This window comes from Lacinutrix sp. YIN62 (assembly GCF_057219185.1).
In genome coordinates this window covers 1-24,825 of the sequence record NZ_JBXVVH010000030.1, presented here as the reverse complement: position 1 = coordinate 24,825, position 24,825 = coordinate 1, and the positions used below count along the sequence as shown (strand labels likewise).

The following is a 24,825-nucleotide window of genomic DNA, read 5'->3' as shown; positions in this document are numbered from 1 at the left end:
CTTCTGGTTTCATAAATGTGTTAAAGTTAATAAATAAAAAAATCTCGAGGGTGAATTAAACCCCGAGATTTTTAAACTTACACAGTTTATGAGATACTGCCTTTTTAGCTATTGTACAGGTTTTTAATAAATTGAATTTTCTTTCAAAAATTTAGATTTATATAATTTAAGGAATGAAAAATTGTACTGTTATATCTTTAATGTAGTTGTTTAAATGAAAGTGGTTTTAGAAAACGTCTTTTAAATTAAAAGCATATATGTTAAAGAATAAATTCAAATTAGATGTTATTTATTTGATGAAACGAATACTTTCATTAACGACTATTTCTAAGGCTTTTGGTAGAGTTTTTTTTTGCCATGGATGACTAGATCCAAAAACATGATCGCTATTTTCAATAGCTAATAAAGTGTTTTTTGGGTTCCAAGACTGTAAGTTTTTGGCTTCGATAAATTTTACTGAAGGGTCGTTTATTGAGTGAATTATAAGATAAGGTATCGTTATGCTTTTAACGGCAGTTTCAATGCTTAATCGTTTTTCGTTTTCTTTGAAGTTTGTATAAAATTGGTAGTAATGTGGCATTTTCTGATTTGTTCTACCATTTAAAATATATTTTACACCGTCTTTCTTCCATTGTTCTAAATTACCTATGGTAGCGGATCGTTTTGCAAAATCGCAGACACCCGCCCATGTGATTAATCGTGTTATTCGCCTGTCTTCTTGGGCTTTTATTGCTGTTATTCCGCCTGCTCGTGAATGTCCTATTAAGGTTATGTTAGTCGCGTCTATATGCTTGGATAAAGTCGTATTTGCAGTAGAAAACAAATTTATTATGGCATCTAGATCGTCCAATTCTTTGATGTAATTGTTTTCACCAAAAGCATTTAAATCAGGGAAATCTATGGGGTTAGTAATAGTACCACCATTGTGAGAAAAGTTGAATTTCACAAAAAAGAAGCCTGCTTTAGAAAATGTTTCTGCAACGAGATCCCAGCTTCCCCAATCCTTAAATCCTTTGTAACCATGGCAAAAAATAACTAAAGGTTTCTTTTCGTTATTATTGTTAAAAAAGACGTCCCAAATTATTGGTTTTTGGTGTTTTCTGTGTAAAACATTATTCTTTTGTCTCATTTTTAAAGTTCTTTTTCTATAAAATCAATTTCAGGATTGCAAATTTCTAGAATTAGTTTTTTTAATTCTTCACAGAATTTAGTTAAAGTGTCTAGGGTTATTTGTGGGTCTTTTTTACCGCCTCTAATTTGTTCTTTTTTGGTGAATTTTAAAAATCCAGTGTTTAAATTTTTGAACGAAATAATGCCTGCTTCTATGGGGAAATCTAATGGTTTGGATTGGTTTAACATATAGGCATAAGTTAATATCTGGAAACTCTTGCTATATTTTTTGTAGTCACTTGTGATTTCTTCCCAATTAATTAGTTCTACTTGATTCTGAGTAACCTTGCCTGTTTTGTAATCTATAATCCTTGTTGTACCGTTGTATTCGTCTACACGATCTACCGTTCCTCTTATTGTAACTTCAAAATCAAGCTCATCTATGGGGAGTGTTATTTTATTTTCCGCCTCTAATGCTATAATTTTTATAGTGTTTCCTTTTTTAAGATCTTCTATTTCGGTATTTAAAAAGTTTAAAACATAACGTTTTGCTATTTCGTAGACGATTAGATTTTTACCCTTAGTTAAATCTCCATCTTTGTACTCTTCTTTAAAAAAACGAGTGATGGTCTCATCAATTTTGGACTTCATTGTTTTAATATACTCTATGTTTAGCAATACATTTATATATGGTGTATAGAGTTCTTCCAGCGTATTATGTACAACAGTTCCCATGGTATTAGCAGCAACGGTTTCCTCTACATCTTCAAGGTCTTTTATGCCTAATAACCTCTGGTAATAAAAATCCATAGGATTTCTTATGTAGTTGGTTAAAGATGAAGGAGAAAACCCTTTTTTTGAAATGTTTTTTAATTGATGTATAACTTCTTTTGTTTTAGTTATTCGCTTCAACTCAGTCTTTATATTAGGGACTCTTGGTGTAATTATTTTATGTTTAATATCATGAATAGTCTCCAGCTCTAATTGATTTATAAAACGACTTTTCTCGCCACCTGTTAGAACGTCTGTTTCTGTATTGTATAGAATGTATATTTTTTTAGCCCGCTGTAGTAATCTATAAAAGTGATAAGTGTATACAGCGTCTTTCTCCTTGTAAGTCGGTAAGTTATTTTCTATTTTAACATCGAAAGGAATAAAAGAATTGTTGCTTTTTCCAGAAGGAAGTATGCCCTCATTGACAGATGATATGATAACGGTTTCGAAATCTAACACACGGGATTCTAGCATTCCCATAATCTGTAGTCCTTGTAAGGGTTCGCCTTGAAAATCTAAGGTTTCAGCACTTAGAAGTTCTTTGTAAATACTAAAAAGAGCAGAAACATCACTGATATGTTTAAAACTTTCGTTTAATCTATAAAGTTCATTAAATAGTGTATTAAAACGAAATAAATATTCTAATGAAAGTGTATTGCTCGTTTTGTCTTTAGTGAGATCGTTTTTAATTAAAGATATTATTTTGAAACAATTTGAAATGGCTTTTTGTGCATTGTTTTCCCAATTTGAAAATAATTGATCAATTAAAAGGGAGTGCGTTTTGCAATATTTTTTTAGGTCGTTAATAGATAAGTAGACCAGGTTGTTTTTTTGAATGTTATCAATAAGTATTGCGGCAATATCAGTTTCTTCAACTATAAAAAGAGGTTTAATAAATTGATGTGAAAGAATACTAATAACTTCTTTATAATAATAGGTGTCTGCTCCTTTTTTTTGAATATTAAATAACAATTCGAATAACGATGCTAGTGGTATTGAGTTTAATGGAAAACCCATCGTTATGTTTAAGGTTTCTATGCTTTTAGGGATCGAATTTAAAATGGGAATAAGTAAATTTTCTTCACCTAAAACTACAGCTGTGCTTTTAAGGGTTGGATTTTCTTTGGATATCGTTTTGAGTATACTTCCAATGGTTTTGGCTTGTCCGATATTTTTTGGAATTCCAAGTATTTCTATTGTTTTAGTAGTCGTGTAATGTTGAGTTATCCATTTAAAAGGATTGTTTTCAAAATGTTTCCAGTTCTGTTTATGCTGTCTTGTAAATAAAGCGGCATCGTGTATAGGATTATTTAAAAACGCTTGATCTATATCCCAGTATATTTCTGCCATATCATTTTGAAGCAGTTCTTGTATTATCGTTTCTTCGGCTGTGTTTAAGGCATTAAATCCTAGGAATATATGTGTTTTGTTTTGTTTACTATTTATGTAGGATTGAATGTTTTCTACAGCTTCTCTATAAATTAATCCTTGATAGCCTGTTTTTTTTGCTAATAAAGATTTTGTGTAGTGTTTGTAATACGTTTTTAGCCTACTCCAGAATTTAAGATAGTCTATTACAACCTTGGTTTTGTCTTGCTCAAGGGACCAGTGTTCTAGCTCTTTTATGGCGCTTAAATATTCAAAAATATTATCTTGAGGAATGAGATAGCGATCAATTTCATTGAAATCTTGTAATAGTATTTGGGCCCATTTTGAAAAGCCTTCAAAGGAGTCTCTTTCGTCCTTAGCCGTTAATTGTATGTAGGTATTATAAAACTCAAAAAGAAGCTCTGTGTTTGAAATTGTTTTTAATTGCGATAATTCTTCTACAAACTCTTCAATACTAATAATAATTGGAGCAAAGATTGTTTTATTAACGACATTGGATAGTTCTTGTTTTAAAAAAACACCCGCTCGTTTACTCGGTAGTATAAAGGTTAGGTTCGATAAATCCTCGCCTTTATTATTTAAATCACTTATTACATCAAAAATAAAACTCTTCATTGTATAAAAATAAAAAACGCTTCGGGATCCCGAAGCGTTTTTTATTTTTATTTAGAGTGTTTGTTAAAACTTATTTTTTGATAAGGTTTACTTCTACACGTCTGTTTTCTTTTCTTCCAGCTTTAGTACTGTTTGAAGTAATTGGATATTCTTCCCCAAATCCTTTAGCTGTTAATCTGTCTGAACCAATACCGTTTTCTACTAAGTAATCTTTTACTGCATTTGCTCTAGATTCAGATAATCTTTGATTTGTTTTTTTGCTACCTACGCTATCTGTATGACCTCCAATTGAGAATTTAGCTTTAGGGTATTCTTTTAAAATAGCTGTTATTGCTTGTAATACAGGGAATGTTGCTTTTTTGAAAGACGCTTTTCCAGAATCAAATAAGATTGTTTTAGCATAAGAATTTAAAGTTTCAATAACTTCAGCATCTGGTACTTCAGGAGCTTCAGGACAACCATTGTTAGCTACAGTTCCAGGCTCATCAATACATTTATCATCTTTATCTAAAACAGAATCACCATCTGTATCAGGCCATGGGCAACCGTAGTTGTCTGGAGAACCAGCTTCGTTAATACATTTGTCATCTCCATCTGCAACACCATCACTATCAGCATCAGGACATCCGTTTAATGCTGGAAGACCTTTTACTGTAGGACAAGTATCTTTAGAATCTACAACACCATCACCATCTGTATCAGGGCAACCATTATGCTCTGCCAAACCAGCTACGTTAGGACAAGTATCTCTACTGTCTTCTATGCCATCACCATCTGTATCAGGGCAACCATTGAAAGCTTCTAAACCAAAGACATCTACACAAGAGTCATTTTTGTCATATATTCCATCTCCATCTGTATCTTTTCCTCCAAATTTAAAAGAAAGACCAGCTGTATGTTGGAAATGGCTAACACCATAATCAGCAAATGCATGCTTATATTTAGTTTCAAGAGAGAAACCAACATTGTCAGTAAACCAATACGTTAATCCTAGTGATCCGTTAAGTGTACCTGCGCCTACGCTACTATTAGAACCTGAAGAGTTCGTGTTGTAAGGGCCTTCTTCAATCCAAGTATAACCTCCTCCAATACCTACAGTTGGAGCGAATTTATTAGATTTACTTAAAAGGTATTTTACATTGGTATCAAGAGCATAGTAGTTTAAGTCGTTAACAGAAACATCTACAGCTCCAGTTGGAGTATCTAATTGTCCCCAGTTTTCAATTTTGTTGATAGACCCACCAACAGATACAATAAAATTATCACCTACATAATTAGAAATACTTATTGTAGAAAAAGAAGGAAGTATATTCCAATGTCCTTTTACATTGAAAAATTCGTCAAAGTAATCACCTTGTGGAGCATCTTCACCAACAGGATAAACGTCCACTGCGTTTATACCAAAGCTAACAGCCCAAGGGTTATCTTGGTCTTGTGCATTTGCATTACCGAAACTTGCTAGAAATGCTAGTGCGAATAATAATCTGCTAAGATTTTTCATATTCAAAATAATTTAATTTTAAGAGTGTTAATTTTAAGAGTGTTAATTTAAAGCAAAAATAAGTTGTTAAAAAGTCTTAACAAAGACAAAAAGATAAAAATATCGAGTGCTAATACTATGATTACAATTATTAGGCAGGTTTTAAATAACACCTAAAGCTTTGCCGACTTTTGTAAAAGCTTTTATGGCAAGATCTAAATGTTCTTTTTCGTGAGCAGCAGAAAGTTGAACTCTTATTCTTGCTTTATCTTTGGGAACAACAGGATAGAAGAAACCAATAACATAAATACCTTCTTCTAACAACATATTTGCCATATCTTGAGATAATTTGGCATCATATAACATTACAGGAACTATAGCGGAGTCTCCATCTACAATGTCAAAGCCAACCGCATTCATTGCTTTTTTGAAATAATTTGTATTGAATTCTAGTTTGTCTCTAAGTTCAGTATCGTTTGCTAACATATCGAATACTTTAATTGAAGCGCCAACAATAGCGGGAGCTAATGAATTTGAGAACAAATAGGGTCTAGAACGCTGACGTAGAATTTCTATAACTTCTTTTTTTGCAGTAGTATAACCACCCATGGCGCCTCCCATGGCCTTTCCTAAGGTTCCTGTTATAATGTCTATTCTACCTAAAACACCTTTTTCTTCTAATGTACCACGTCCAGTTTTTCCAATAAATCCAGTCGCATGGCACTCATCTATCATCACTAACGCATCGTATTTGTCTGCTAAATCACATATTTTATCTAGAGAAGCAACAATACCATCCATAGAGAATACGCCATCTGTTACAATGATTTTAAAGCGGGCACCATTTTTGTTTGCTTCAATGAGTCTAGATTCTAGCTCTTCCATATTATTATTATCATAGCGATAACGGGCTGCTTTACAAAGGCGAACACCATCTATTATTGAAGCATGGTTTAGCGAATCTGAAATAATAGCATCTTCTTTTCCTAATAAAGGTTCGAAAACCCCACCATTAGCATCAAAAGCAGCAGCGTATAATATCGTATCTTCAGTACCATAAAAATTGGCTATTTTTTGTTCTAACGCTTTATGTATATCTTGAGTACCACAAATAAAACGTACCGAAGACATGCCGAAGCCATGTGTGTCCATCGCATCTTTTGCAGCTTGTACAACCTCAGGATGTGAGGAGAGGCCTAAGTAATTGTTGGCACAAAAATTTAAAACGGTTTTTCCGGTGTCTAATGTTATTTCTGCACCTTGAGGAGACGTAATTATTCGTTCTTCTTTAAAAAGACCATTATCCTTTATACTTTGAATTTCGTTTTCTAAATGCTTTTTTATATTACCGTACATAATGCTGTTTGTTTTAATGCAAATTTAAAATGTTTTTTGCGTAAGAGGGGAAAACGAGATTCTTTTTTTTAATACTAGTATTTAAGAATTTTAATGGTGTCATTTAAGTAAACTAGAATTTTTTGTGTAACCTCTATTTGCATAGTTTCTAATACATCTTGATAATCCTGTAATTGATGTTGGTATTTGGGATTGTGTAATCCTGTTTTATAATCAATTATTACCGCTTGATTTTTATTGTTTATAACTAAACGATCAGGTCTTAGTATTTTACCTTCTTTAGTAATAATGTCTCGTTCGTTATAAATAGTGTGTGCGTCATTGAAATAATTTTTAAGCTCAGGGTGATTAACAATTTTATATATTATGTTTTTTAAAGCAGTGGCCTGTTCTGTGCTAAGCATTCCTAAGTCTATAAAATGATTAACCCCAAAATCAATGTCATTTTTTGTATAAATATGTGCCATTATATTATGAGCAATATTACCTCTTTCTATAGCATCTTGTTGGTTTGTATCCCAGAGGTATCCTGAATTGGAGATTACTTTTATATTATGATCTTGCTTGGCGGTTGTAATGAATTCGGTTTGTTCAATGGTGTTGTTGGTTTCAATTATTTTGTTACTTTCCTTAAAGGGGCTTCCATACGTGTAATTTAATTGTGAGTCATTCCATGCTCCAATGTGCATTAAGTAGTTGATGAGTAAGCCCGAGTATGTTTTTAGATTTGGTTCTCCTTTTTTGCTAATGTCTTTTTTACCAATAATATACAGCTGTTCTACAGGTCTTGTTAATGCAACATAGAGTAAGTTTAAATTGTCTAGTTCTAATGCCGATTGATGTCTTTCGTATATTTCAAATCCTTTCTTATTATAAAACTCAAAATCTTTGGTGTAGTTAAGTAATGTATGTGAAAAGTTGTTGTACTCTTCTTTCTCTAATGCATACCATTCTTTGGGGTCTATTTCATTGTAAATATCCAATTGTGCATATGGGAAAATAACGATGGGAAACTCTAATCCTTTAGATTTGTGGATGGTCATAATTTTAACGGCATCTTGGTTTTGTGGGGAAACAATACTTAAGGTGTCCTTTTTCTTATTGTAATACTCTAAAAAACCTAAGGCATCAGAAATATATTTTTGTGAATATTCTAATACAATATCCAAGTAAAATTGTAGGTAAGCATTGGAGTGTTTTACAAGTTTGAAGTTTCTAATAATATTTTCAACAATATCATATAATGGTTCTTGAATAATGGTTTTTGGATTTATTTGAATGTCAAAAACCTTAAAACTTTCAAATAAATCATTTAAATTTAGGTCAATATGTTTTTTAAAATAGTGGTGTTTATCTTCTATGGAATAGGTGTTTGCTAAATACTCCAATATATAAATTTTAGAACTGCTATCATTTGGATTCATTAACAGACTTAAAATACTATTTGTAAAGCAGACTTCTGGAGAATTACTTATTAGCATTGTTTCAGAAGACGTTATTTTTAGTCCTTCGTTACTTAAGTATTCTGCAAGAGCAACACCTTCTTTCTTTTTTCTTATAAGAATAGAAATGTCTTTCAATTCATAACCATTTTCAATACATGTGTTTATGGTTTGCATCACGTATTGAGGATATATTTCATTAATGTCGTCTCCTTTTTCAAAATCTATAAAATTTAGGTTAACATAACCTTTGTTTTCTAGAAATAATTTTTGAGAGGCCTTTTTATAAAGATTTGCGTAGTTAGTGTCTCTAAGTGCTATTTTAGATAAGTATTCGAAAAAACAATTATAAAAACTAACGATGTTTTGATAACTTCTGTAGTTGCTTTCCAAACGAATATTCTCAAGCTCTATTTTAAAAGGAGTCTTGCCATTACTTAATTCTATAAATTGCTCAGCGTTGCCTCCTCGCCATCTGTAAATGGCTTGTTTGGCATCCCCAACTAACATTGCTGTTCCTTTCTCGCCTTTTAAATTTTCTCCTGTGAGAGCATTGTCTAATAAAGGTATTAAATTCTGCCATTGCATTTGGGAGGTGTCTTGAAATTCATCTATGAAATAGTGACGAAATTTTTCTCCCATTCGTTCGTATATAAAAGGAGTAGGTTGCTCTTTTATTTCATCGCTTATAATACTGTTGAATTCTGAAATAAGCATTTTGTTTTGTTCTATCTTAATACTATTTAACTCATTGTTAATGGCGTTTAAAACAGATAAAGGAGTAATGTTTTTGTAAAACCCTTTTAAGAATTTGAGATGAAAAACAGCCGTTTTGGTCTCTTGATAGTAGCTTCCAATTTGAGGGAGAATGGAATCAATAGTGTTGGCCTTTATTGGATCGAGTGTTTTATTATAAATTTTTATCCCTTGATTAATATTATTTTCTAATTGATTCGTGTATAGTCCGAAAAAAATTAACTCAGCTGCTTTCTTAAAGTGATTAGGTAAAGTGCTTCTTGTAAAATCTGTAAACGCTAAGCCATTTTCTTTTATAAGTTTTAAAGCAGCACTAGCTGAAGATATAACGCTATGTTCTGTGGATTTAATTTTAGTAATTAATAATTGTCTAAGGGTTTTAAAATCTTCAAATGTTTTCCCTTCAAGTGTTTTTACGTACTCTAAATCATTTTCATTAATTAAAAGTGCTGCAATTGCGTTGAAGTCTCTAGAGACGTCCCAACTTTTATCATCGTCTGCTTTTTCTATGGCAAAATCTATTAAGACTTTTGTTAATGCCGCATCACTTCCAGCTTTAGCAATTAAGCTATCTACGGCTTCACTTAATAATGTTTTTACGTCTAGTTCTACTTCAAAATTTAAAGGGAGTTTTAAATCATGGGCAAAGGTGCGTATTAGTCTATGGTTAAAACCGTCTATAGTAGAAATATCAAATGCTGCATAGTTATGCATTATGCTGTTTAATACTTTTTTCGATTTACTGTGTAATTTTTCAGGTTCAATAAGAAGTTCTTCACAAATCGCATTAAACATACTGTTTGGTGTCTCAAGAATAGCTGTATCAGAAAACATTTTTAGCATTTCTAAAATACGCGTTTTCATTTCGCCAACGGCCTTGTTGGTAAATGTGATGGCTAAAATGTGTTTGAATTTTTCCCTATTATTAGAAGCAAAGAGTATTTTAAGGTATTCTTTTACCAGTGTAAATGTCTTTCCACTTCCTGCGGAGGCATCGTAAACACTAAAAGAATGGTCTCTAGACATATTATGTGTGTTTTTTGATACAAGATAAAAACTATCAATGATTTCATAGTCATTTATTATTTTTAATTACACTGTATTATCCGTAAATTTGATCCAATTTACTTAATAACATAAAATTTAGAATTATGGCTTTTGAATTACCAAAATTAAAATACGCGTATGATGCATTAGAACCTAATATCGATGCTCGTACAATGGAAATACATCACTCTAAACACCATAACGGTTATACGACTAAGCTTAATGGAGCTATCGAAGGAACAGCACTAGAAGGAAAATCTATAGAAGACATTCTTACCAATATGGATATGAATAATATGGCTGTTAGAAATAATGGAGGCGGATTCTATAATCATTCCTTATTTTGGGAGGTAATGAACCCGGAAGAAAAAGGACAATTGTCTGGAGCGTTAAAAGAGGCTATCGAAGCTGCTTATGGCTCTGTAGAGGCTTTTAAAGATGCTTTTAGTAAAGCTGCTGCAACACAGTTTGGTTCTGGATGGGCTTGGTTGTGTGTACATAAAGGAGGTAAGGTTGAAGTTTGTTCTACTCCAAACCAAGACAATCCATTAATGCCTAATGTCTCTTGTGGCGGAACACCAATTTTAGGCTTAGATGTTTGGGAACATGCTTATTATTTGAATTACCAAAATAGAAGGCCAGATTACATTAATGCATTTTTTAATGTGATTAACTGGAATGAAGTTGAAAGACGTTATGCTGAAGCAAAATAAGATACAAGTGGTAACGTGCTAAAATAACGTTATAGAATTAATAAATTAGAGGTAGTAATTTTAGATTGCTGCCTTTTTTTTGCTTTTGAAAAATAAAAAAGGTGGACGAGTGTCCACCTTTTTTGCCCCAAATCTACCATGAACTTAACCTACTTATGTTATGGTAAGTTCAAATATACTTAAGAGCTGGGTGAGTTGTAGCCTTTTTTAGATTAAAAGTGTGAAAACTCGTTAAAATGTATTTTTAGTGTCATATAGGACTGATTTAGGAAGGGTTTTAAATAAAAAAGATGGACGAGTGTCCACCTTTTTTGTCCCAAACCAAACTATAAGCCTTAACCTGTTAGCGTTATAGTATGGAGGTATAACTAATAAATAAGGCGTTTATTGTATTAGGCCTCATAAGATTTCTTTAACGTCTTAATAGAAAAAGTATTTATAATTTAGTAAGCGCGTTCTTTGTTTCCTTCGAAAAAATTAATAAAAGCCCTATTAACAACTCTATTCCCTCCAGCTGTAGGATAATTTCCAGTAAAATACCAATCTCCTAGGTTTTTAGGGCAAGCTTTATGTAGGTTTTCTACAGGTTGGAAAATAATTTTTACTTCTGCATTTACAGAATCATCACTTAGTAATACTGCTATTTTCTCAGAAATCTCTTCTGGTGTAAATTGATCGTAGATCTCTTTTACGAAATTCTTAACGTCTTTATCTTCTAAATTAACCTGTGCTTTGCATTTTTTGTAAACGTCTTCTACCAGTTGGTATTTATTATTGTCTTTTAATAATTCCAATGCCGCATTAAAAGCGATTAAAGATTCAAGGTTTGCCATGTCTATGCCATAACAATCGGGGTATCGAATTTGAGGTGCAGAAGAAACAACTATAATTTTTTTAGGATGTAATCGATCCATCATTTTAATAATGCTCTTTTTTAATGTTGTTCCGCGAACAATACTATCGTCAATTATTACCAGGTTATCTGTTGGTTTAATAACGCCATAGGTTACATCATATACATGAGCAACTAAATCGTCACGACTACTGTCTTCTGTAATAAATGTTCTAAGTTTAGCATCTTTAATAGCTATCTTTTCAATACGAGGTCTTTCGGACAAGATATCAATAACGGTTTCGGCGCTTAATCCGCCTTTGCCGTCAAGAATAGCTTGTGTTTTTTTCTCGTTAAGATGCGCTTCTACGGTTTCAATCATTCCAAAGAAAGAAGTCTCTGCTGTATTAGGTATATAAGAGAAAACACTGTTCTTAGTATCATTATTTATAGCCTTTAATACTTGTGGCATTAATAATTTTCCAAGCTCTTTACGTTCTTGGTATATTTCGGCATCACTTCCGCGAGAAAAATAGATGCGTTCAAATGAACAGGCTTTGCGTTCTAAGGGGTCTAATATTTTTTTAATAGAAACTTCTCCAGATTTTTTAGTAATAATGGCGTGGCCTGGATCTAGTTCTTTTACGTCATTAAATTCTACATTAAAAGCGGTTTGTATTACAGGGCGCTCAGATGCAATAACAACAACTTCATCATCTTTGTAATAATATACGGGGCGTATGCCTGCAGGATCACGAAGAACAAAAGAATCTCCATGGCCTAAAAGGCCTGCCATAGCATAACCACCATCCCAGTTTTTTGCCGCTCGTTTTAATATTTTAGCAACATTTAATCGTTCTGCAATTAGTGGAGAGCATTCGTTTTTATTGTAGCCTTCTTTTTTTAATTTTTTATATATCTTACTTACAGAATCATCTAAAAAATGACCGATTTTTTCCATTATAGTAATAGTATCAGTATATTCTTTAGGGTGTTGGCCTAAGTCTATTAGGTTTTTAAATAGTTCTTTAACATTGGTCATGTTAAAGTTTCCTGCCATAATGAGATTTCTGTGCATCCAGTTGTTTTGCCTTAGAAACGGATGAACACTTTCAACGCTATTTTTCCCAAAAGTACCATAACGGACATGACCTAAAAACAATTCGCCTATATAGGGAATGTGTTTTTTTTGGAGTGCAACATCTTCATTATATTCTGGATGATTGGTGAGTTCTTTATTTATGCGTTCATTAATTTGTGCAAAAATATCTTGAATGGGTTGTTGTTGTATAGAGCGAACTCTACTTATATAGCGTTCTCCAGGCTGAGTATCTAACTTTATACTTGCAAAGCCAGCACCGTCTTGACCACGGTTGTGCTGTTTTTCCATTAATAGATACATTTTATTTACCCCATAAAATGCGCTTCCATACTTTTCTTTATAGAATTCTAATGGTTTTAGTAGTCTAACCATTGCGATACCGCACTCGTGTTTTAAAATATCACTCATTGTTAAGTTGTTGTAGTAGTTGTGTTTTAAAGTCCTGTTTTAGTCAGAAAGGACAAATATATATTTAATAAAAAACGCGCTCAAATTTTGAGCGCGTTAGTTTATGTTAATTTGATTTCGAATTGTGTTAAATCCTTAAACTGCTGCAAGCGTTTGTAGACTTCTTCATTACTTAGGTTTTTCATCCGTTCTGTTCCAAATTTTTCAACACAGAAGGAGGCTAATGTAGAGCCGTAAATAACTGCATTTTTCATACTTTCAAAAGAAAGGTCTCCAGTTTTTGCTAAGTAACCAGCAAAGCCTCCTGCAAAGGTGTCTCCTGCTCCTGTTGGGTCAAACACTTCTTCTAGTGGTAATGCGGGAGCATAGAAAACATTGTCGTTATGAAATAATAGTGCACCATGCTCTCCTTTTTTAATCACGACATATTTAGGCCCCATTTCATGGATTTTTCTAGCTGCTACAACTAAAGAATATTCCCCTGTTAATTGCCTAGCTTCTTCATCATTAATGGTAATGACATCTACATTTTTAATAACGTTTAGTAAATCATCCAAAGCAATGTCCATCCAGAAGTTCATCGTATCTAAGATGGCAAGTTTTGGTTTTTTATTCATTTGGTCTAAAACGCCTTGTTGTACCAAGGGGTGTAAGTTTCCTAACATAACGATGTCCGCATCTTTGTAACCGTCTGGTACCACAGGATTAAAATGCTCTAAAACATTAAGTTCTGTCGCTAGGGTATCACGAGAGTTCATATCGTTATGATATTTACCACTCCAAAAGAAAGTTTTACCTTCTTTTACTATTTCTATTCCAGAAATATCTAGGTTTTTCCCTGTTAAAAGATTTAGGTGTTCTTGCGGGAAATCTCCACCAACAACAGATACTAATGCAGCATCTATATTAAAATTTGATGCCGAAAGACCTATGTATGTGGCTGCACCACCAAGTATTTTATCTGTTTTTCCGAAAGGGGTTTCAATAGCGTCAAAAGCTACTGTCCCTACTACTACTAATTTGCTCATAAAATGAATTCTAAATTCTGTGCAAATATAGGTTTTTTTAATATGTCGTTCTTACTAATATAATAATTGATATTTTGTGTTTAATTGTTGTTTATAAGCTTAACTAAGGTTTTTGTACTTTAATTCTTTAAGGTATTGATTTTTCTAATTACTTTCGAGAGGAATATGATGACATTTCTAAAAAAGAACACTTCGCAGATATTAGTACATTTCCTTTTTTGGACACTATTTATAATAGTATCATTATTTGTTTTCTCAAAATACTACTGGAAGGCGAATCCCTTTTTACAGTATGTTTCTATTCTTGTCGTAATTGTGTACGTTAATAATTTGGTGCTACTCCCGTTTTTTGTAAAGAAGAAGCTTTATATTATCTATGTGTTTGTATTTGCTATTATTTCTTTTTTAGCGACTCAATTATATTGTAATGTTTTTACGCAATGCGGTTGCTCTATAATGAAATGTTTAAGTGATTATCTATGGCAAACTTTGGTGCCTCTTATATTTTTTTCTTTTATATGGGTCTTGTATCGTTTTATTGATAAGCAAGAAGAATTTGAGCAAATTAAAAAAGAACATACAGAGATGGAGTTGAAATTTTTGAAATCACAAATTAATCCTCATGTTTTGTTTAATAATTTAAACACGATTTATTCTTATGCTATTGAAAAACCAAAAGAAGTACCTGATCTTATTTTAATGCTATCAGATAACCTGAAGCATGTATTGTATGAAAGTAATGCAGAAACTATTCCGTTAAGAAAAGAGTTGCTGTTTTTAGAGAACTATATTAAGTTCCAGCGTATAAGAACTGAAGGAGTAAAACAAATTTTTTATACAACAAATATTAAATCATCAGGCTGTGTAATCGCTCCGTTGTTATTAATTACTATAATAGAAAATGCCTTTAAACATAGTACATTAAATAGTGATATTTCAATTGTAATTACAGAAGAACACGGGATTTTAGACTGCAGATGTTCTAATGATTATAATAGTACAGAAGTGTTATCTGCCGATTTTAAAATTGGGTTAAAGAATTTGGAAAAACGTTTGGAACTAATGTACCAGAATAAGTATGAGTTTAATATTGTTAAAGCGAAGCAGTTTGTAGTACATTTAAAGCTAAAGCTGAAATAGTAGAGGCTGATGCGTTGCTTCTATAAGCTTTGTATCTACTCAGCACAAAGTAATTAATAAGGTGTTTTATTATAATCGATTATTTATATAAAAGAAAAATCAATGACTTGTATTATTGTAGAAGATGAAATTCCTGCTCAAAATATTTTAATTAATTTTTTAAATAAGTTTCCTAATATTGAAGTTTGCGGTGTTTTTAAAGCTGCAATTGAAGCCAGTATGTTTTTAAGAAACGAAACGGTAGATGTTGTTTTCTTGGATATTAATTTGCCAGATATCTCGGGGATAGATTTCATAAAAACAATTAAAAATCCTCCAGCTGTAATAATGACAACCGCTTACCCAGATTATGCCGTGTCTAGTTTTGAGCTGGATACAATTGTAGATTATCTGGTAAAGCCATTCTCTTTCGATCGGTTTTTAAAAGCGATTAATAAAGCAAAGGAGAGAATAAATAAGTTTAATGTTTCTGAAGATGATAATAATGCGGTTTTTTTCTTAAATGTAGATAAAACCTTACATAAGATTATTTTAAATGATATTCTGTATTTAGAGTCTGACAGGAATTATATTACAGTAATTACCAAAACTCAAAAATTAACTTATATAGATTCTCTTAAAAATTGGATAAGTAAATTGCCCGATAATCAATTTATTCAAGTCCATAAGTCGTATGTTATTAATAGTTGCTGTGTTGAAAAAATATCTGGAAATACATTGTATGTAGAGGGATGTAAGCTGCCCATTGGTAGAACATACAAATCAGAATTATTAAAACGATTAAAAATTGTCTAAAAAGAGTTAAGTCGTTATAACTTATTATTTTATTATGTAATTTAAAATACACTGATTTTGTAAACGTATCGTTTTAGATATAAAAAAAAACAGTTTAAACCTCCGTAATATGAGTTTTAAACTGTTCTTGTATTAAGTCTTAAATTAAGGTTTTGTTTATTCCTTTTTTGGATGTACCAATGTCATTTCGTTAATTAAATGTTTGGCTCCAGCGTATTTATCTACAATAAACAATACATAGCGTAAATCTACCATAATGTTTCTACAAATTTCTGGATCATAGTTTATGTCACTCATAGTGCCTTCCCAAACACGATCAAAATTGAGTCCTACTAAGTTTCCTTGTGCGTCTATTGCAGGGCTTCCAGAGTTTCCTCCTGTTGTATGGTTTGTGCCTAAAAAGCAAACAGGAACTTTTCCATTTGCATCAGAGTATTGTCCGAAGTTTTTGTTTTTATAGAGGTCTCTTAGTTTTTTGGGGACATCAAACTCATAATCGCCTTCAATGTATTTTTCCATAATTCCATCCAAATAACTAACAGGCTTGTAGTAAACGGCATCTTTTGGCGAATAACCTTTAACTTGTCCGTAGGTAACACGAAGTGTGCTGTTTGCATCTGGAAAATAGCGTGCATTCGGTTGGGCATCCATTAAAGATTTCATATACTGTTTTTGCAGTCCTTTAATGCGGGTGTTTTTTTGTTTATATTCCGTATCTATTGTATTGTGAAATTCAAAAATAAAAGGTTTGGCATATCGGTATGCGATGTCTTTATTTAGTTTTTTAAAAACATCTTTCGGTTTGCCTTCTAATAAACTTAAAGCAGATTCAAGATTAGTAAATGCTGTTTTTTCATAAATTGTAGCGTCTACCTTTTCAGAATATAAAGGCATTACAGCTTCAAATATTTCTTTGTCTAGTTGGGTATCGTAGTTTTTATGAATGCTTTTTAGTTTAGAAATTAATTTGGTTCTTTCGGCTTCAAAACTTTCTGGATTGGCTTGAGTCGAGGCTTCCAGTTGAAAGGCTCTAAATGCCATTTGCATTAACTCATTAGTTACTAAAAAGACTTCAATAAAATTTCTACGTTTAATATTTATATCAGAAAAATCATTGTATTGGTGTTCCAGTTCCGGTAAAATACTTCCGTATTTATCTACAAGTCCTTTTGCATATAGCGCTTTAGTATATTCTGTTTCAAAGTCTTCCCTGTTAGATACGGCATTACTTTTTTCTACACCTAAATTTTCTCCAATCCATTTTTTCCAAGCATTAGCAATTCTAGCTTGTTTAGAAGCATATTTTATTCTTATGTCATCATCGGTTTTCATTTTGGCGTCTATAACTTTAAGGGCAGCTTCACGAATGGCTATATTACTTGGGTTTAATTCTTTTGTAATGTGATCTATAGCTACAGAAGGTAAGTATTCATTTGTGCGTCCAGGGAATCCAAAAACTAAAGTGAAATCTCCTTCTTCAATACCATCTAACGAGATTGGTAAATAATGTTTGGGTTTATAAGGTTTGTTATTTTTTGAATATGGTGCTGGGCGGTTATGCTTGTCTGCATAAATTCTAAACATAGAAAAATCACCAGTATGCCTTGGGAAAACCCAATTGTCTGTATCGCTACCAAACTTACCAATACTAGAAGGTGGTGCGCCTACCAAGCGAATGTCCTCAAAACGTTCTGTAACGAATAGAAAATATTGGTTTCCATTATAAAAGGCTTTAATTTTTGTGTCTTGCCAAGACTGCGTTTTTGTGGTTTTTTGTACAATACCACTGTTTCTATCTATAATAGATTGCTTTTCATTTTCTGGCATTCCATCTATAACACCAGACAATACTTTGGAGGTAACATCTTCAATACTTACAATAAATTCTACAAATAAATCCTCATTAGGAAGTTCTTGTTGGAGGTTCATTGCCCAAAACCCATCTTTTAAATAGTCATTTTCTAGAGAAGAATGAGATTGTATCTGACTAAAGCCGCAATGGTGGTTTGTTAGAATTAGACCTTTATCGGAAATAAGCTCTGCTGTGCAACCGCCATTAAAATGACCGATGGCATCCTTTAAACTGGAATTATTGACATCGTAAATGTCTTTTGCGGTTAATTTGCTGCCTAGATTGGCCATTTCTTGCTCGTTCATTCCTTCTAGCAACGAAGGAATCCACATACCACCTTGCTGTGCAGATAATTGGATGGTAATAAAAAGAAGTAGTACTTTTAAGAATTTCATAGTTTAAGTTGTTGATTGGGGATGAAACTTCATCATTTTTGGTAAAATGATCACTCAAATATAAAAAAACAAGCTTTTAAATAACATCTTTTTTGTTAATTTATGTCATTATTCTATATAATATGATGAATCACAATTCTAAATTGCCTAAAGTAGAAACCACTATTTTTACAAAAATGAGTCTTTTGGCTAATGCAAATAATGCAATTAATTTATCTCAAGGCTTTCCGAATTTTAAAAGCGACCCTCTTTTAACCTCTTTTGTTCAAGATGCTATGCAATCAGGTTATAATCAATATGCTCCTATGGCGGGAGATATAGGATTAAGAGAGGTTATTGCAGATAAAATGAATAACTTATATAGTGCTAACTATCTCCCAGAAAGTGAAATCACAATAACAGCAGGAGCTACACAAGCTATTTACACCATTATTTCAGCATTTGTAAAAGCTAACGACGAAGTTATTATTTTTAAGCCTGCTTACGATTGTTATGAGCCAGCTATTGCTATAAATGGAGGGAAGACGGTTGCTATACAAATGGAAGCTCCGAATTATAATATAAATTGGAATGCGGTTAAAGAGAAGGTATCTGATAAAACAAAAATGATTATTGTGAATACGCCTCATAATCCTAGTGGGACTATTTTTTCTAAAGCTGATTTGCTTGAACTTCAAAACATAACAAACGAAACAGGTATTATTGTATTAAGTGACGAGGTTTATGAACATATTGTTTTTGATGGAGCGCAACATGAAAGTGTTAGCCTTTATAAAGGGTTAAAAAGGCGAAGTTTTATAACGGCTTCATTTGGAAAGACATTTCATAACACAGGATGGAAAATTGGGTACTGTTGTGCGCCTAAAGAGCTAATGGATGAATTTAGAAAGGTACACCAGTTTAATGTGTTTTGTGTTAATCATCCAATGCAAAAAGGATTAGCTCGATATATGAAAAAATCAAGCCGTTATACGGAATTGTCTCATTTTTATCAAAAAAAAAGGGATTTGTTTTTAAGTTTAATTAAAGACTCTCGATTTCGTTTTAAACCAGCAAAAGGCACTTATTTTCAAGTATTAGATTACTCCGAAATAACTAAAGAATATGATGTTGATTTCGCAAAACGATTAACTATCGAGCATAAGATTGCATCCATCCCGTTATCGGTATTTAATAATGCAGGTTTAGATTACAAAGTGCTTCGTTTTTGCTTTGCAAAAACAGAGGATACATTAAAACAGGCAGCAGATATCTTAAACTCGATTTAATGATGTTTAACTAATGTATTGCTGATTTTAATTTGATGTTGGTCTTGTTTAAATTGCGTTTTAAAATCTTAAAAGGATACGTTTTAAGTAAAAATTAATTACTTTTATTTTATGCAAGACACATTGAAAATAGCTGTTGTTCAATCGGATTTAATTTGGGAAAACCCGAATAAAAATAGAATTAATTTTACTAATAAAATTAAAGCAATACCTGAGACTACAGACCTTATTATCCTACCCGAAATGTTTAGCTCTGGATTTACTATGAATACTGAAGGGATAGCAGAAACGATGGAAGGTAAAACAGTAGAATTATTAAAAGTATTAGCCTTAGAAAAACAAGCCGCGATTGTAGGAAGTTTAATTATTTCAGAAAAAGAAGACTTTTATAACAGACTTCTTTTTGTTAAGCCTAATGGAGATGTGCATATTTATAATAAGCGGCATAGTTTTAGTCTTGCCGGAGAAGATAAAACGTTTACCTCTGGCAACAAAAAGCAAATAGTTAATTATTTAGGTTGGCGTATTTGCCCTTTAATTTGTTACGATTTAAGATTCCCCGTTTGGGCAAGAAATGTAGAGAATTATGATGTACTACTTTATGTTGCTAATTGGCCAAAACCTAGAATTTATGCATGGGATGTATTGCTAAAAGCGAGAGCAATAGAGAATATGAGTTATTGTATTGGAGTGAACAGGGTTGGGCTAGACGCTAACAATTATGAATATCCAGGACATTCAGCAGTTTATAATGTTTTAGGTGAAGAATTATCGCATATAGAACCCAATAAGGAAGCTATTGAAATTGTTACCTTATATAAATCTCATATTGAAAAAAATAGAAGACATTTAGGGTTTTTAAACGATAAGGATGCTTTTAATTTAATCTAACAACGGGAAAACAATCTCTTCGTCGAAACCAACTTTAGCTTCGTAAGGCTCATTGGCGTAACTAACACGTTCTGGTTGTATTCCTTTTAGGTAATTTCCAGAATCATAAACCCCATTTTTGTTAGTATCAAATACCACTCTTATATAGTATTTTCCAGGGTCTATAAACTGAAAATCTACAGGCCTGGACTTTGTTACATAATCTTCGAATTTCACAACACCTTTCTCGTTAGTTAATTGTACAATAACGGGGTATACAGCGTTTTCTAGTATAATGCGTGCGTTACTAAAGTTGTTTACAGATTGAGTCCTTAAACGGTATCTTAAAGTGTCATTTTTATTTTCAAAGAAATCGGTTAGTGCTTCAGGAAGGATTTGAATTTTATAACTGTTTTCTGCTGTTTTTTTAAAGTTTAAATCGTATTTGTTTTTAATACTATCGTAAGCAATTGTGTATGGGACTGCTATGGAGTCTTTGTCTCTAATAGAGATTTTACTTTCGTCAATTTTTTTAAAGGGAATATTTGCTAGCAGACTAAAATCTTGATTAAGCTTTATGTTGCCAGTTGGGAATGGACTTATAATTAGAGAGTCTTTTGTGTTTTCCTTTATTCTAACAGTAAAAGTATCTATTACTGTTCTATTTGAAACTTTAAAAACTAAAGAATCAACTTTTAATTTTGGAGTATAGAAATAATTTAAAGAATCAGCTTTTTCATCTTTAAAGTAGCGGGACTCATAATCGCTAGGAACATCAGAAAGGACTTCAATTTCCATAGTTTTATAATCTCCATTATATCCAAATGCAATTTTTTCACCAGAAACCAAATGAGGTTTAGAGGCTTTATAATCTATAGCTTCATGAAATAGTTTAAGATCGTAAAAAGGAGGGCTAGAATCGTTTGTGACTTCTATAGGTTTTTCATAAAAGCCAATTTTATCAGAGCGTTGTTGAAATTTATTGTCTCCGTTTATATCCTTTATGGCACGAAGAAAGTACTTTCCTGCTTTAACGTTTTTAATAATATAATTAGTGGTGCTGTCTAAAGTATTTGTGATGTATTTGGGGGTTTCTTTATAGATTATAGAATCATTATAGGTAGAATCTGCTTCGTACAATACTACTGAAATAAAAGGGTCTGTTTTAAAATTTAGAGCATCCATTACGCGCCCTTTTACGGTTAGTGAATCTATTTTATCTCCTGTAGAAAAAACATATCTATAATATTTAAAAGGATTTTCTTCATTATTATCTACAATACTATTTCCAAAATTAAAAGCGTAAGTTGTATTAGGTTGAAGCGTATCGTGAATTTTAATTTTGATGTATTTATTTGCAGACCCTAGAGGAGTAATCTCAGGAGGAGTAGACATGGGAGGAGAAATAATAAGCTGCTGTGTTATGTTTTTTAATTTTATATATTCATCAAAATATATTAAAATTTCATTACCAGTAAAATTTGTTGAATAATTTTCTGGTATAGCTTTAGTTATCTTTGGAGGGGTCGTATCCTTTTCTCCACCACTAGGAGTGCCTCTATTGGCACAGTTAACTAATATTAAAGCAATAACAATTAAAAAAAGAAAATTAAAAAAACGATTTTGCATACTAAAAAATGAATATTGAGCAAAATTAAGAATTTATTTGTTTACCAACAGTAAACTAATGTGTATTCATTATAAGGTTTCTAAAGAATTTAGTTAGGCAATGGCCATTGTTGCGACACTAATTTTTATATTAGTGGCTTTATTGAGCTCAATAATACAAGCTTCTAATGTCGCCCCTGTGGTTATAATATCATCAACTAAAAGAATGTGCTTGTTATTAATTCTTTCTAGGTTATTTACTAAAAAAAGTTCATTAGTATTTGCCCATCTTGCAAAGCGTTTTTTGTGAGATTGAGAAGAGGTATTGGTGATTTTTATTAAAACATTATTTATATAAATTGCATTTATAGATTCTGCGATTTTCTTTCCAAATTGTTCAACTTGGTTATAGCCACGCGCGTTTAATTTTTTTTGATGCAATGGTACTGGAATGATAATATCTATATGTCTATAAGCATCAATAGTTTTAAGTTCTTCACCAAGCCACTCTCCTAAAAATGTACCAATCTCCTCTTGTCCTTTATATTTTAATTGGTGTATGAGGTGTTGAACAATGCTTTTTTTTTCAAAATAAAGTAATGCCGTTGCTAATTCTAATCTAGCTCTGCCGTATAGCATTTTTTTTATAGTGTCGCTATTATCCTTATGGAAGTTTGTAACAGGCAAAATATGTCTGCAATCTGTGCATATAATTTTTTCATTATCGCTTAGAAAAGCAGCGCAAGCGAGACAGATTTTAGGGAAGAATAAATTAGAAAGTAATGAGAGCATGTTATTGTGTTGATTGTTAGTGTTGTAAAATACAAAAAAAGAACAGTTGAATAAATAAGTATAACTAAGGGATAGGATAAGTTGTTTCTGTTTTGTTAAGCTTGGGATTGTTTTTAGAGGGAATATAAAAGTATTGTTTTATGTTTTTTAAGATTTTCTATCTAATAAAAATAATGTAGCATCTACTATGGAAAGATTAAAAAGGGATTATCTCTTACATTTTTCATAAAACCACTCTATTTGTTTGTAGTGGTTTTATATTTTTGCAGTATGGCAAATCAAGACGATAAATTTAAAAAAGTAATTTCCCATGCTAAGGAATACGGATATGTATTTCAAAGTAGTGAGATATATGACGGACTAAGTGCTGTCTATGATTACGCGCAAAATGGAGTAGAATTAAAGAAAAATATAAGAGACTATTGGTGGCGGGCGATGGTGCAAATGAATGATAATATTGTAGGGTTAGATTCGGCAATATTTATGCATCCAACGACTTGGAAAGCATCTGGGCATATTGATGCTTTCAACGATCCATTGATAGATAATAAGGATTCTAAAAAACGGTATAGAGCAGATGTTTTGGTGGAAGATTACTGTCTAAAGATTGAAACAAAAATTGAAAAAGAAGTAAAGAAAGCAAGAAAGCGATTTGGCGATGCTTTTAATAAAGACGAGTTTGTTTCAACTAATCCTAGGGTTTTAGGTTACCAAGAGAAAATAGATAGTATTTTATCGCGTTTAGGTCGCTCTTTAGAAAATGAAGACTTAGTAGATGTTAAAGCTTTAATTGAAGCGTTAGAAATAGCAGACCCGTTAACGGGAAGTAAGAACTGGACGGATGTTAAACAGTTTAATTTAATGTTTGGTACCAAATTAGGAGCCTCAGCAGAAAGTGCTATGGATTTACATTTGCGACCAGAAACAGCACAAGGTATTTTTGTTAACTTTTTAAACGTACAGAAAACGGGGCGAATGAAACTGCCTTTTGGAATTGCACAAACAGGAAAAGCGTTTAGGAACGAAATTGTTGCAAGACAGTTTATTTTTAGAATGCGTGAGTTTGAACAAATGGAAATGCAGTTTTTTATAAAACCAGGGACTCAAAAAGAATGGTTTAAGCATTGGAAGGAAGCGCGTATGAAATGGCATCTTTCACTAGGAATGGGAGACGAAAACTATCGTTTTCATGATCATGAAAAATTAGCGCATTATGCAGATGCTGCTACGGATATAGAATTTAAATTTCCGTTTGGGTTTAAGGAATTGGAAGGAATACACTCGCGTACAGATTTTGATTTAAAAGCGCATGAAACGCATTCGGGAAAGAAACTTCAATACTTCGACCACGAAGAGAATAAGAATTATACGCCTTATGTTTTAGAAACATCGATAGGTTTGGATCGTATGTTTTTAGCTGTATTCTCAAATGCTTTAGAGGAAGAAGTGTTAGAAAATAATACAACACGTACCGTTTTGAAATTACCTGCGGTTTTAGCGCCTTTTAAAGCGGCGGTTTTACCTTTGGTTAAAAAAGATGGTCTTCCTGAAAAAGCAAAGCAAATTGTAGAACGTTTAAAATGGGATTTTAATGTTGCTTATGATGAAAAAGATGCTGTCGGAAGACGTTATCGTCGTCAAGATGCCAATGGAACACCATTTTGTATTACTGTAGATCACGAAGGATTAGAGGATGATACAGTAACGATTAGACATAGAGATACAATGGAACAAAAACGTGTTAAAATTGAAGCGTTAAGCGAAATTATAAAGCAAGAAGTAGATGTGAAAAACTGGTTGATGAAAATGTAAATATTCATCAGAAAAGGATAATAAAAAACCCAGCTTAATTTTTTTTAAGCTGGGTTTTTATTTAATACTGTGTAATACTTAGTATTTTAATTATTGGTTTTGCTGTGGCCCACCGCTTACAATCAAGAATTCAGAGCGGCGGTTTAACTGGTGCTGTTCGTCGGTACAGGCTCTTCCGCAGTCTACTGCTGGTTCATTCTCTCCTTTACCTAATCCAGAAATCCTTGAAGCGTCAATCCCT

General features: G+C 32.2%; 16 protein-coding genes. 6 read left to right on the top strand and 10 right to left on the bottom strand.

The window, feature by feature from the left end; translation table 11 throughout:
* Positions 1 to 289 precede the first annotated feature (289 nt).
* From AC2D8I_RS15025 to AC2D8I_RS15005, 5 genes are all read right to left on the bottom strand, one after another.
* Positions 290 to 1,129 (bottom strand): alpha/beta hydrolase family protein, encoded by an 840-nt coding sequence (locus AC2D8I_RS15025; RefSeq protein ID WP_484706863.1) that lies wholly within the window; start codon positions 1,127 to 1,129, stop codon positions 290 to 292.
* A 2-nt stretch (positions 1,130 to 1,131) separates the two neighbouring features.
* The gene (locus AC2D8I_RS15020; protein WP_484706862.1) at positions 1,132 to 3,888 is read right to left on the bottom strand and encodes a PD-(D/E)XK nuclease family protein; all 2,757 of its coding nucleotides are present in this window, start codon (positions 3,886 to 3,888) and stop codon (positions 1,132 to 1,134) included.
* A gap of 70 nt (positions 3,889 to 3,958) precedes the next feature.
* Positions 3,959 to 5,389, bottom strand: a complete 1,431-nt coding sequence (locus AC2D8I_RS15015) for an OmpA family protein (protein ID WP_484706861.1) — start codon at positions 5,387 to 5,389, stop codon at positions 3,959 to 3,961.
* A gap of 141 nt (positions 5,390 to 5,530) precedes the next feature.
* Positions 5,531 to 6,724 (bottom strand): glycine C-acetyltransferase, encoded by a 1,194-nt coding sequence (gene kbl, locus AC2D8I_RS15010; protein WP_484706860.1) that lies wholly within the window; start codon positions 6,722 to 6,724, stop codon positions 5,531 to 5,533.
* A 74-nt stretch (positions 6,725 to 6,798) separates the two neighbouring features.
* Positions 6,799 to 9,948, bottom strand: a complete 3,150-nt coding sequence (locus AC2D8I_RS15005) for a UvrD-helicase domain-containing protein (RefSeq protein ID WP_484706859.1) — start codon at positions 9,946 to 9,948, stop codon at positions 6,799 to 6,801.
* Positions 9,949 to 10,073: 125 nt separating this feature from the next.
* Here AC2D8I_RS15005 and AC2D8I_RS15000 point away from each other — a divergent pair, with 125 nt between their 5' ends.
* Positions 10,074 to 10,682 carry a superoxide dismutase gene (locus tag AC2D8I_RS15000; RefSeq protein ID WP_484706858.1) on the top strand — a complete coding sequence of 203 codons (609 nt, stop codon included), beginning with the start codon at positions 10,074 to 10,076 and terminating at the stop codon, positions 10,680 to 10,682.
* 443 nt (positions 10,683 to 11,125) lie between these two features.
* On the opposite strand, the gene AC2D8I_RS14995 is transcribed toward AC2D8I_RS15000, so the two are convergent.
* Both AC2D8I_RS14995 and AC2D8I_RS14990 read right to left on the bottom strand, forming a co-directional pair.
* On the bottom strand, positions 11,126 to 13,024 hold the full coding sequence (locus AC2D8I_RS14995; RefSeq protein ID WP_484706857.1) for an amidophosphoribosyltransferase: 1,899 nt from the start codon (positions 13,022 to 13,024) through the stop codon (positions 11,126 to 11,128).
* 101 nt (positions 13,025 to 13,125) lie between these two features.
* Positions 13,126 to 14,052, bottom strand: coding sequence for a PfkB family carbohydrate kinase (locus AC2D8I_RS14990; RefSeq protein WP_484706856.1), 927 nt, complete (start codon positions 14,050 to 14,052; stop codon positions 13,126 to 13,128).
* 165 nt (positions 14,053 to 14,217) lie between these two features.
* On the opposite strand from AC2D8I_RS14990, the gene AC2D8I_RS14985 reads away from it, so the two are divergent.
* Positions 14,218 to 15,192 (top strand): sensor histidine kinase, encoded by a 975-nt coding sequence (locus AC2D8I_RS14985; protein WP_484706855.1) that lies wholly within the window; start codon positions 14,218 to 14,220, stop codon positions 15,190 to 15,192.
* Between the two features lie 102 nt (positions 15,193 to 15,294).
* Entirely contained in the window at positions 15,295 to 15,987 is a 693-nt protein-coding gene (locus AC2D8I_RS14980; RefSeq protein WP_484706854.1) for a LytR/AlgR family response regulator transcription factor, read from the top strand.
* A gap of 156 nt (positions 15,988 to 16,143) precedes the next feature.
* Here the strand turns inward: AC2D8I_RS14980 and AC2D8I_RS14975 are convergent, their stop codons facing one another.
* Positions 16,144 to 18,234 (bottom strand): S46 family peptidase, encoded by a 2,091-nt coding sequence (locus AC2D8I_RS14975; protein ID WP_484706853.1) that lies wholly within the window; start codon positions 18,232 to 18,234, stop codon positions 16,144 to 16,146.
* A gap of 125 nt (positions 18,235 to 18,359) precedes the next feature.
* Here AC2D8I_RS14975 and AC2D8I_RS14970 point away from each other — a divergent pair, with 125 nt between their 5' ends.
* Together AC2D8I_RS14970 and AC2D8I_RS14965 are read left to right on the top strand one after the other, a co-directional pair.
* Positions 18,360 to 19,502, top strand: coding sequence for a methionine aminotransferase (locus tag AC2D8I_RS14970; protein ID WP_484706864.1), 1,143 nt, complete (start codon positions 18,360 to 18,362; stop codon positions 19,500 to 19,502).
* 111 nt (positions 19,503 to 19,613) lie between these two features.
* Entirely contained in the window at positions 19,614 to 20,393 is a 780-nt protein-coding gene (locus tag AC2D8I_RS14965; protein ID WP_484706852.1) for a nitrilase family protein, read from the top strand.
* Here the strand turns inward: AC2D8I_RS14965 and AC2D8I_RS14960 are convergent.
* Entirely contained in the window at positions 20,385 to 22,001 is a 1,617-nt protein-coding gene (locus tag AC2D8I_RS14960; RefSeq protein WP_484706851.1) for an Ig-like domain-containing domain, read from the bottom strand. The two genes, AC2D8I_RS14965 and AC2D8I_RS14960, sit on opposite strands and share 9 nt — an antisense overlap.
* 93 nt (positions 22,002 to 22,094) lie before the next feature.
* Positions 22,095 to 22,772 (bottom strand): ComF family protein, encoded by a 678-nt coding sequence (locus AC2D8I_RS14955; protein ID WP_484706849.1) that lies wholly within the window; start codon positions 22,770 to 22,772, stop codon positions 22,095 to 22,097.
* A gap of 270 nt (positions 22,773 to 23,042) precedes the next feature.
* On the opposite strand from AC2D8I_RS14955, the gene AC2D8I_RS14950 reads away from it, so the two are divergent.
* Complete coding sequence (locus tag AC2D8I_RS14950) at positions 23,043 to 24,584, top strand: glycine--tRNA ligase (protein ID WP_484706848.1); 1,542 nt, start codon at positions 23,043 to 23,045, stop codon at positions 24,582 to 24,584.
* Positions 24,585 to 24,825: the final 241 nt, after the last annotated feature.

What these genes read in the sequence shown, in the direction of transcription:
- AC2D8I_RS15025 (WP_484706863.1), bottom strand. Translation starts at nt 1,129, where the DNA reads ATGAGACAAAAGAATAATGTTTTACACAGAAAACACCAAAAACCAATA.
- AC2D8I_RS15020 (WP_484706862.1), bottom strand. Translation starts at nt 3,888, where the DNA reads ATGAAGAGTTTTATTTTTGATGTAATAAGTGATTTAAATAATAAAGGC.
- AC2D8I_RS15015 (WP_484706861.1), bottom strand. Translation starts at nt 5,389, where the DNA reads ATGAAAAATCTTAGCAGATTATTATTCGCACTAGCATTTCTAGCAAGT.
- kbl (WP_484706860.1), bottom strand. Translation starts at nt 6,724, where the DNA reads ATGTACGGTAATATAAAAAAGCATTTAGAAAACGAAATTCAAAGTATA.
- AC2D8I_RS15005 (WP_484706859.1), bottom strand. Translation starts at nt 9,948, where the DNA reads ATGTCTAGAGACCATTCTTTTAGTGTTTACGATGCCTCCGCAGGAAGT.
- AC2D8I_RS15000 (WP_484706858.1), top strand. Translation starts at nt 10,074, where the DNA reads ATGGCTTTTGAATTACCAAAATTAAAATACGCGTATGATGCATTAGAA.
- AC2D8I_RS14995 (WP_484706857.1), bottom strand. Translation starts at nt 13,024, where the DNA reads ATGAGTGATATTTTAAAACACGAGTGCGGTATCGCAATGGTTAGACTA.
- AC2D8I_RS14990 (WP_484706856.1), bottom strand. Translation starts at nt 14,052, where the DNA reads ATGAGCAAATTAGTAGTAGTAGGGACAGTAGCTTTTGACGCTATTGAA.
- AC2D8I_RS14985 (WP_484706855.1), top strand. Translation starts at nt 14,218, where the DNA reads ATGATGACATTTCTAAAAAAGAACACTTCGCAGATATTAGTACATTTC.
- AC2D8I_RS14980 (WP_484706854.1), top strand. Translation starts at nt 15,295, where the DNA reads ATGACTTGTATTATTGTAGAAGATGAAATTCCTGCTCAAAATATTTTA.
- AC2D8I_RS14975 (WP_484706853.1), bottom strand. Translation starts at nt 18,234, where the DNA reads ATGAAATTCTTAAAAGTACTACTTCTTTTTATTACCATCCAATTATCT.
- AC2D8I_RS14970 (WP_484706864.1), top strand. Translation starts at nt 18,360, where the DNA reads ATGAATCACAATTCTAAATTGCCTAAAGTAGAAACCACTATTTTTACA.
- AC2D8I_RS14965 (WP_484706852.1), top strand. Translation starts at nt 19,614, where the DNA reads ATGCAAGACACATTGAAAATAGCTGTTGTTCAATCGGATTTAATTTGG.
- AC2D8I_RS14960 (WP_484706851.1), bottom strand. Translation starts at nt 22,001, where the DNA reads ATGCAAAATCGTTTTTTTAATTTTCTTTTTTTAATTGTTATTGCTTTA.
- AC2D8I_RS14955 (WP_484706849.1), bottom strand. Translation starts at nt 22,772, where the DNA reads ATGCTCTCATTACTTTCTAATTTATTCTTCCCTAAAATCTGTCTCGCT.
- AC2D8I_RS14950 (WP_484706848.1), top strand. Translation starts at nt 23,043, where the DNA reads ATGGCAAATCAAGACGATAAATTTAAAAAAGTAATTTCCCATGCTAAG.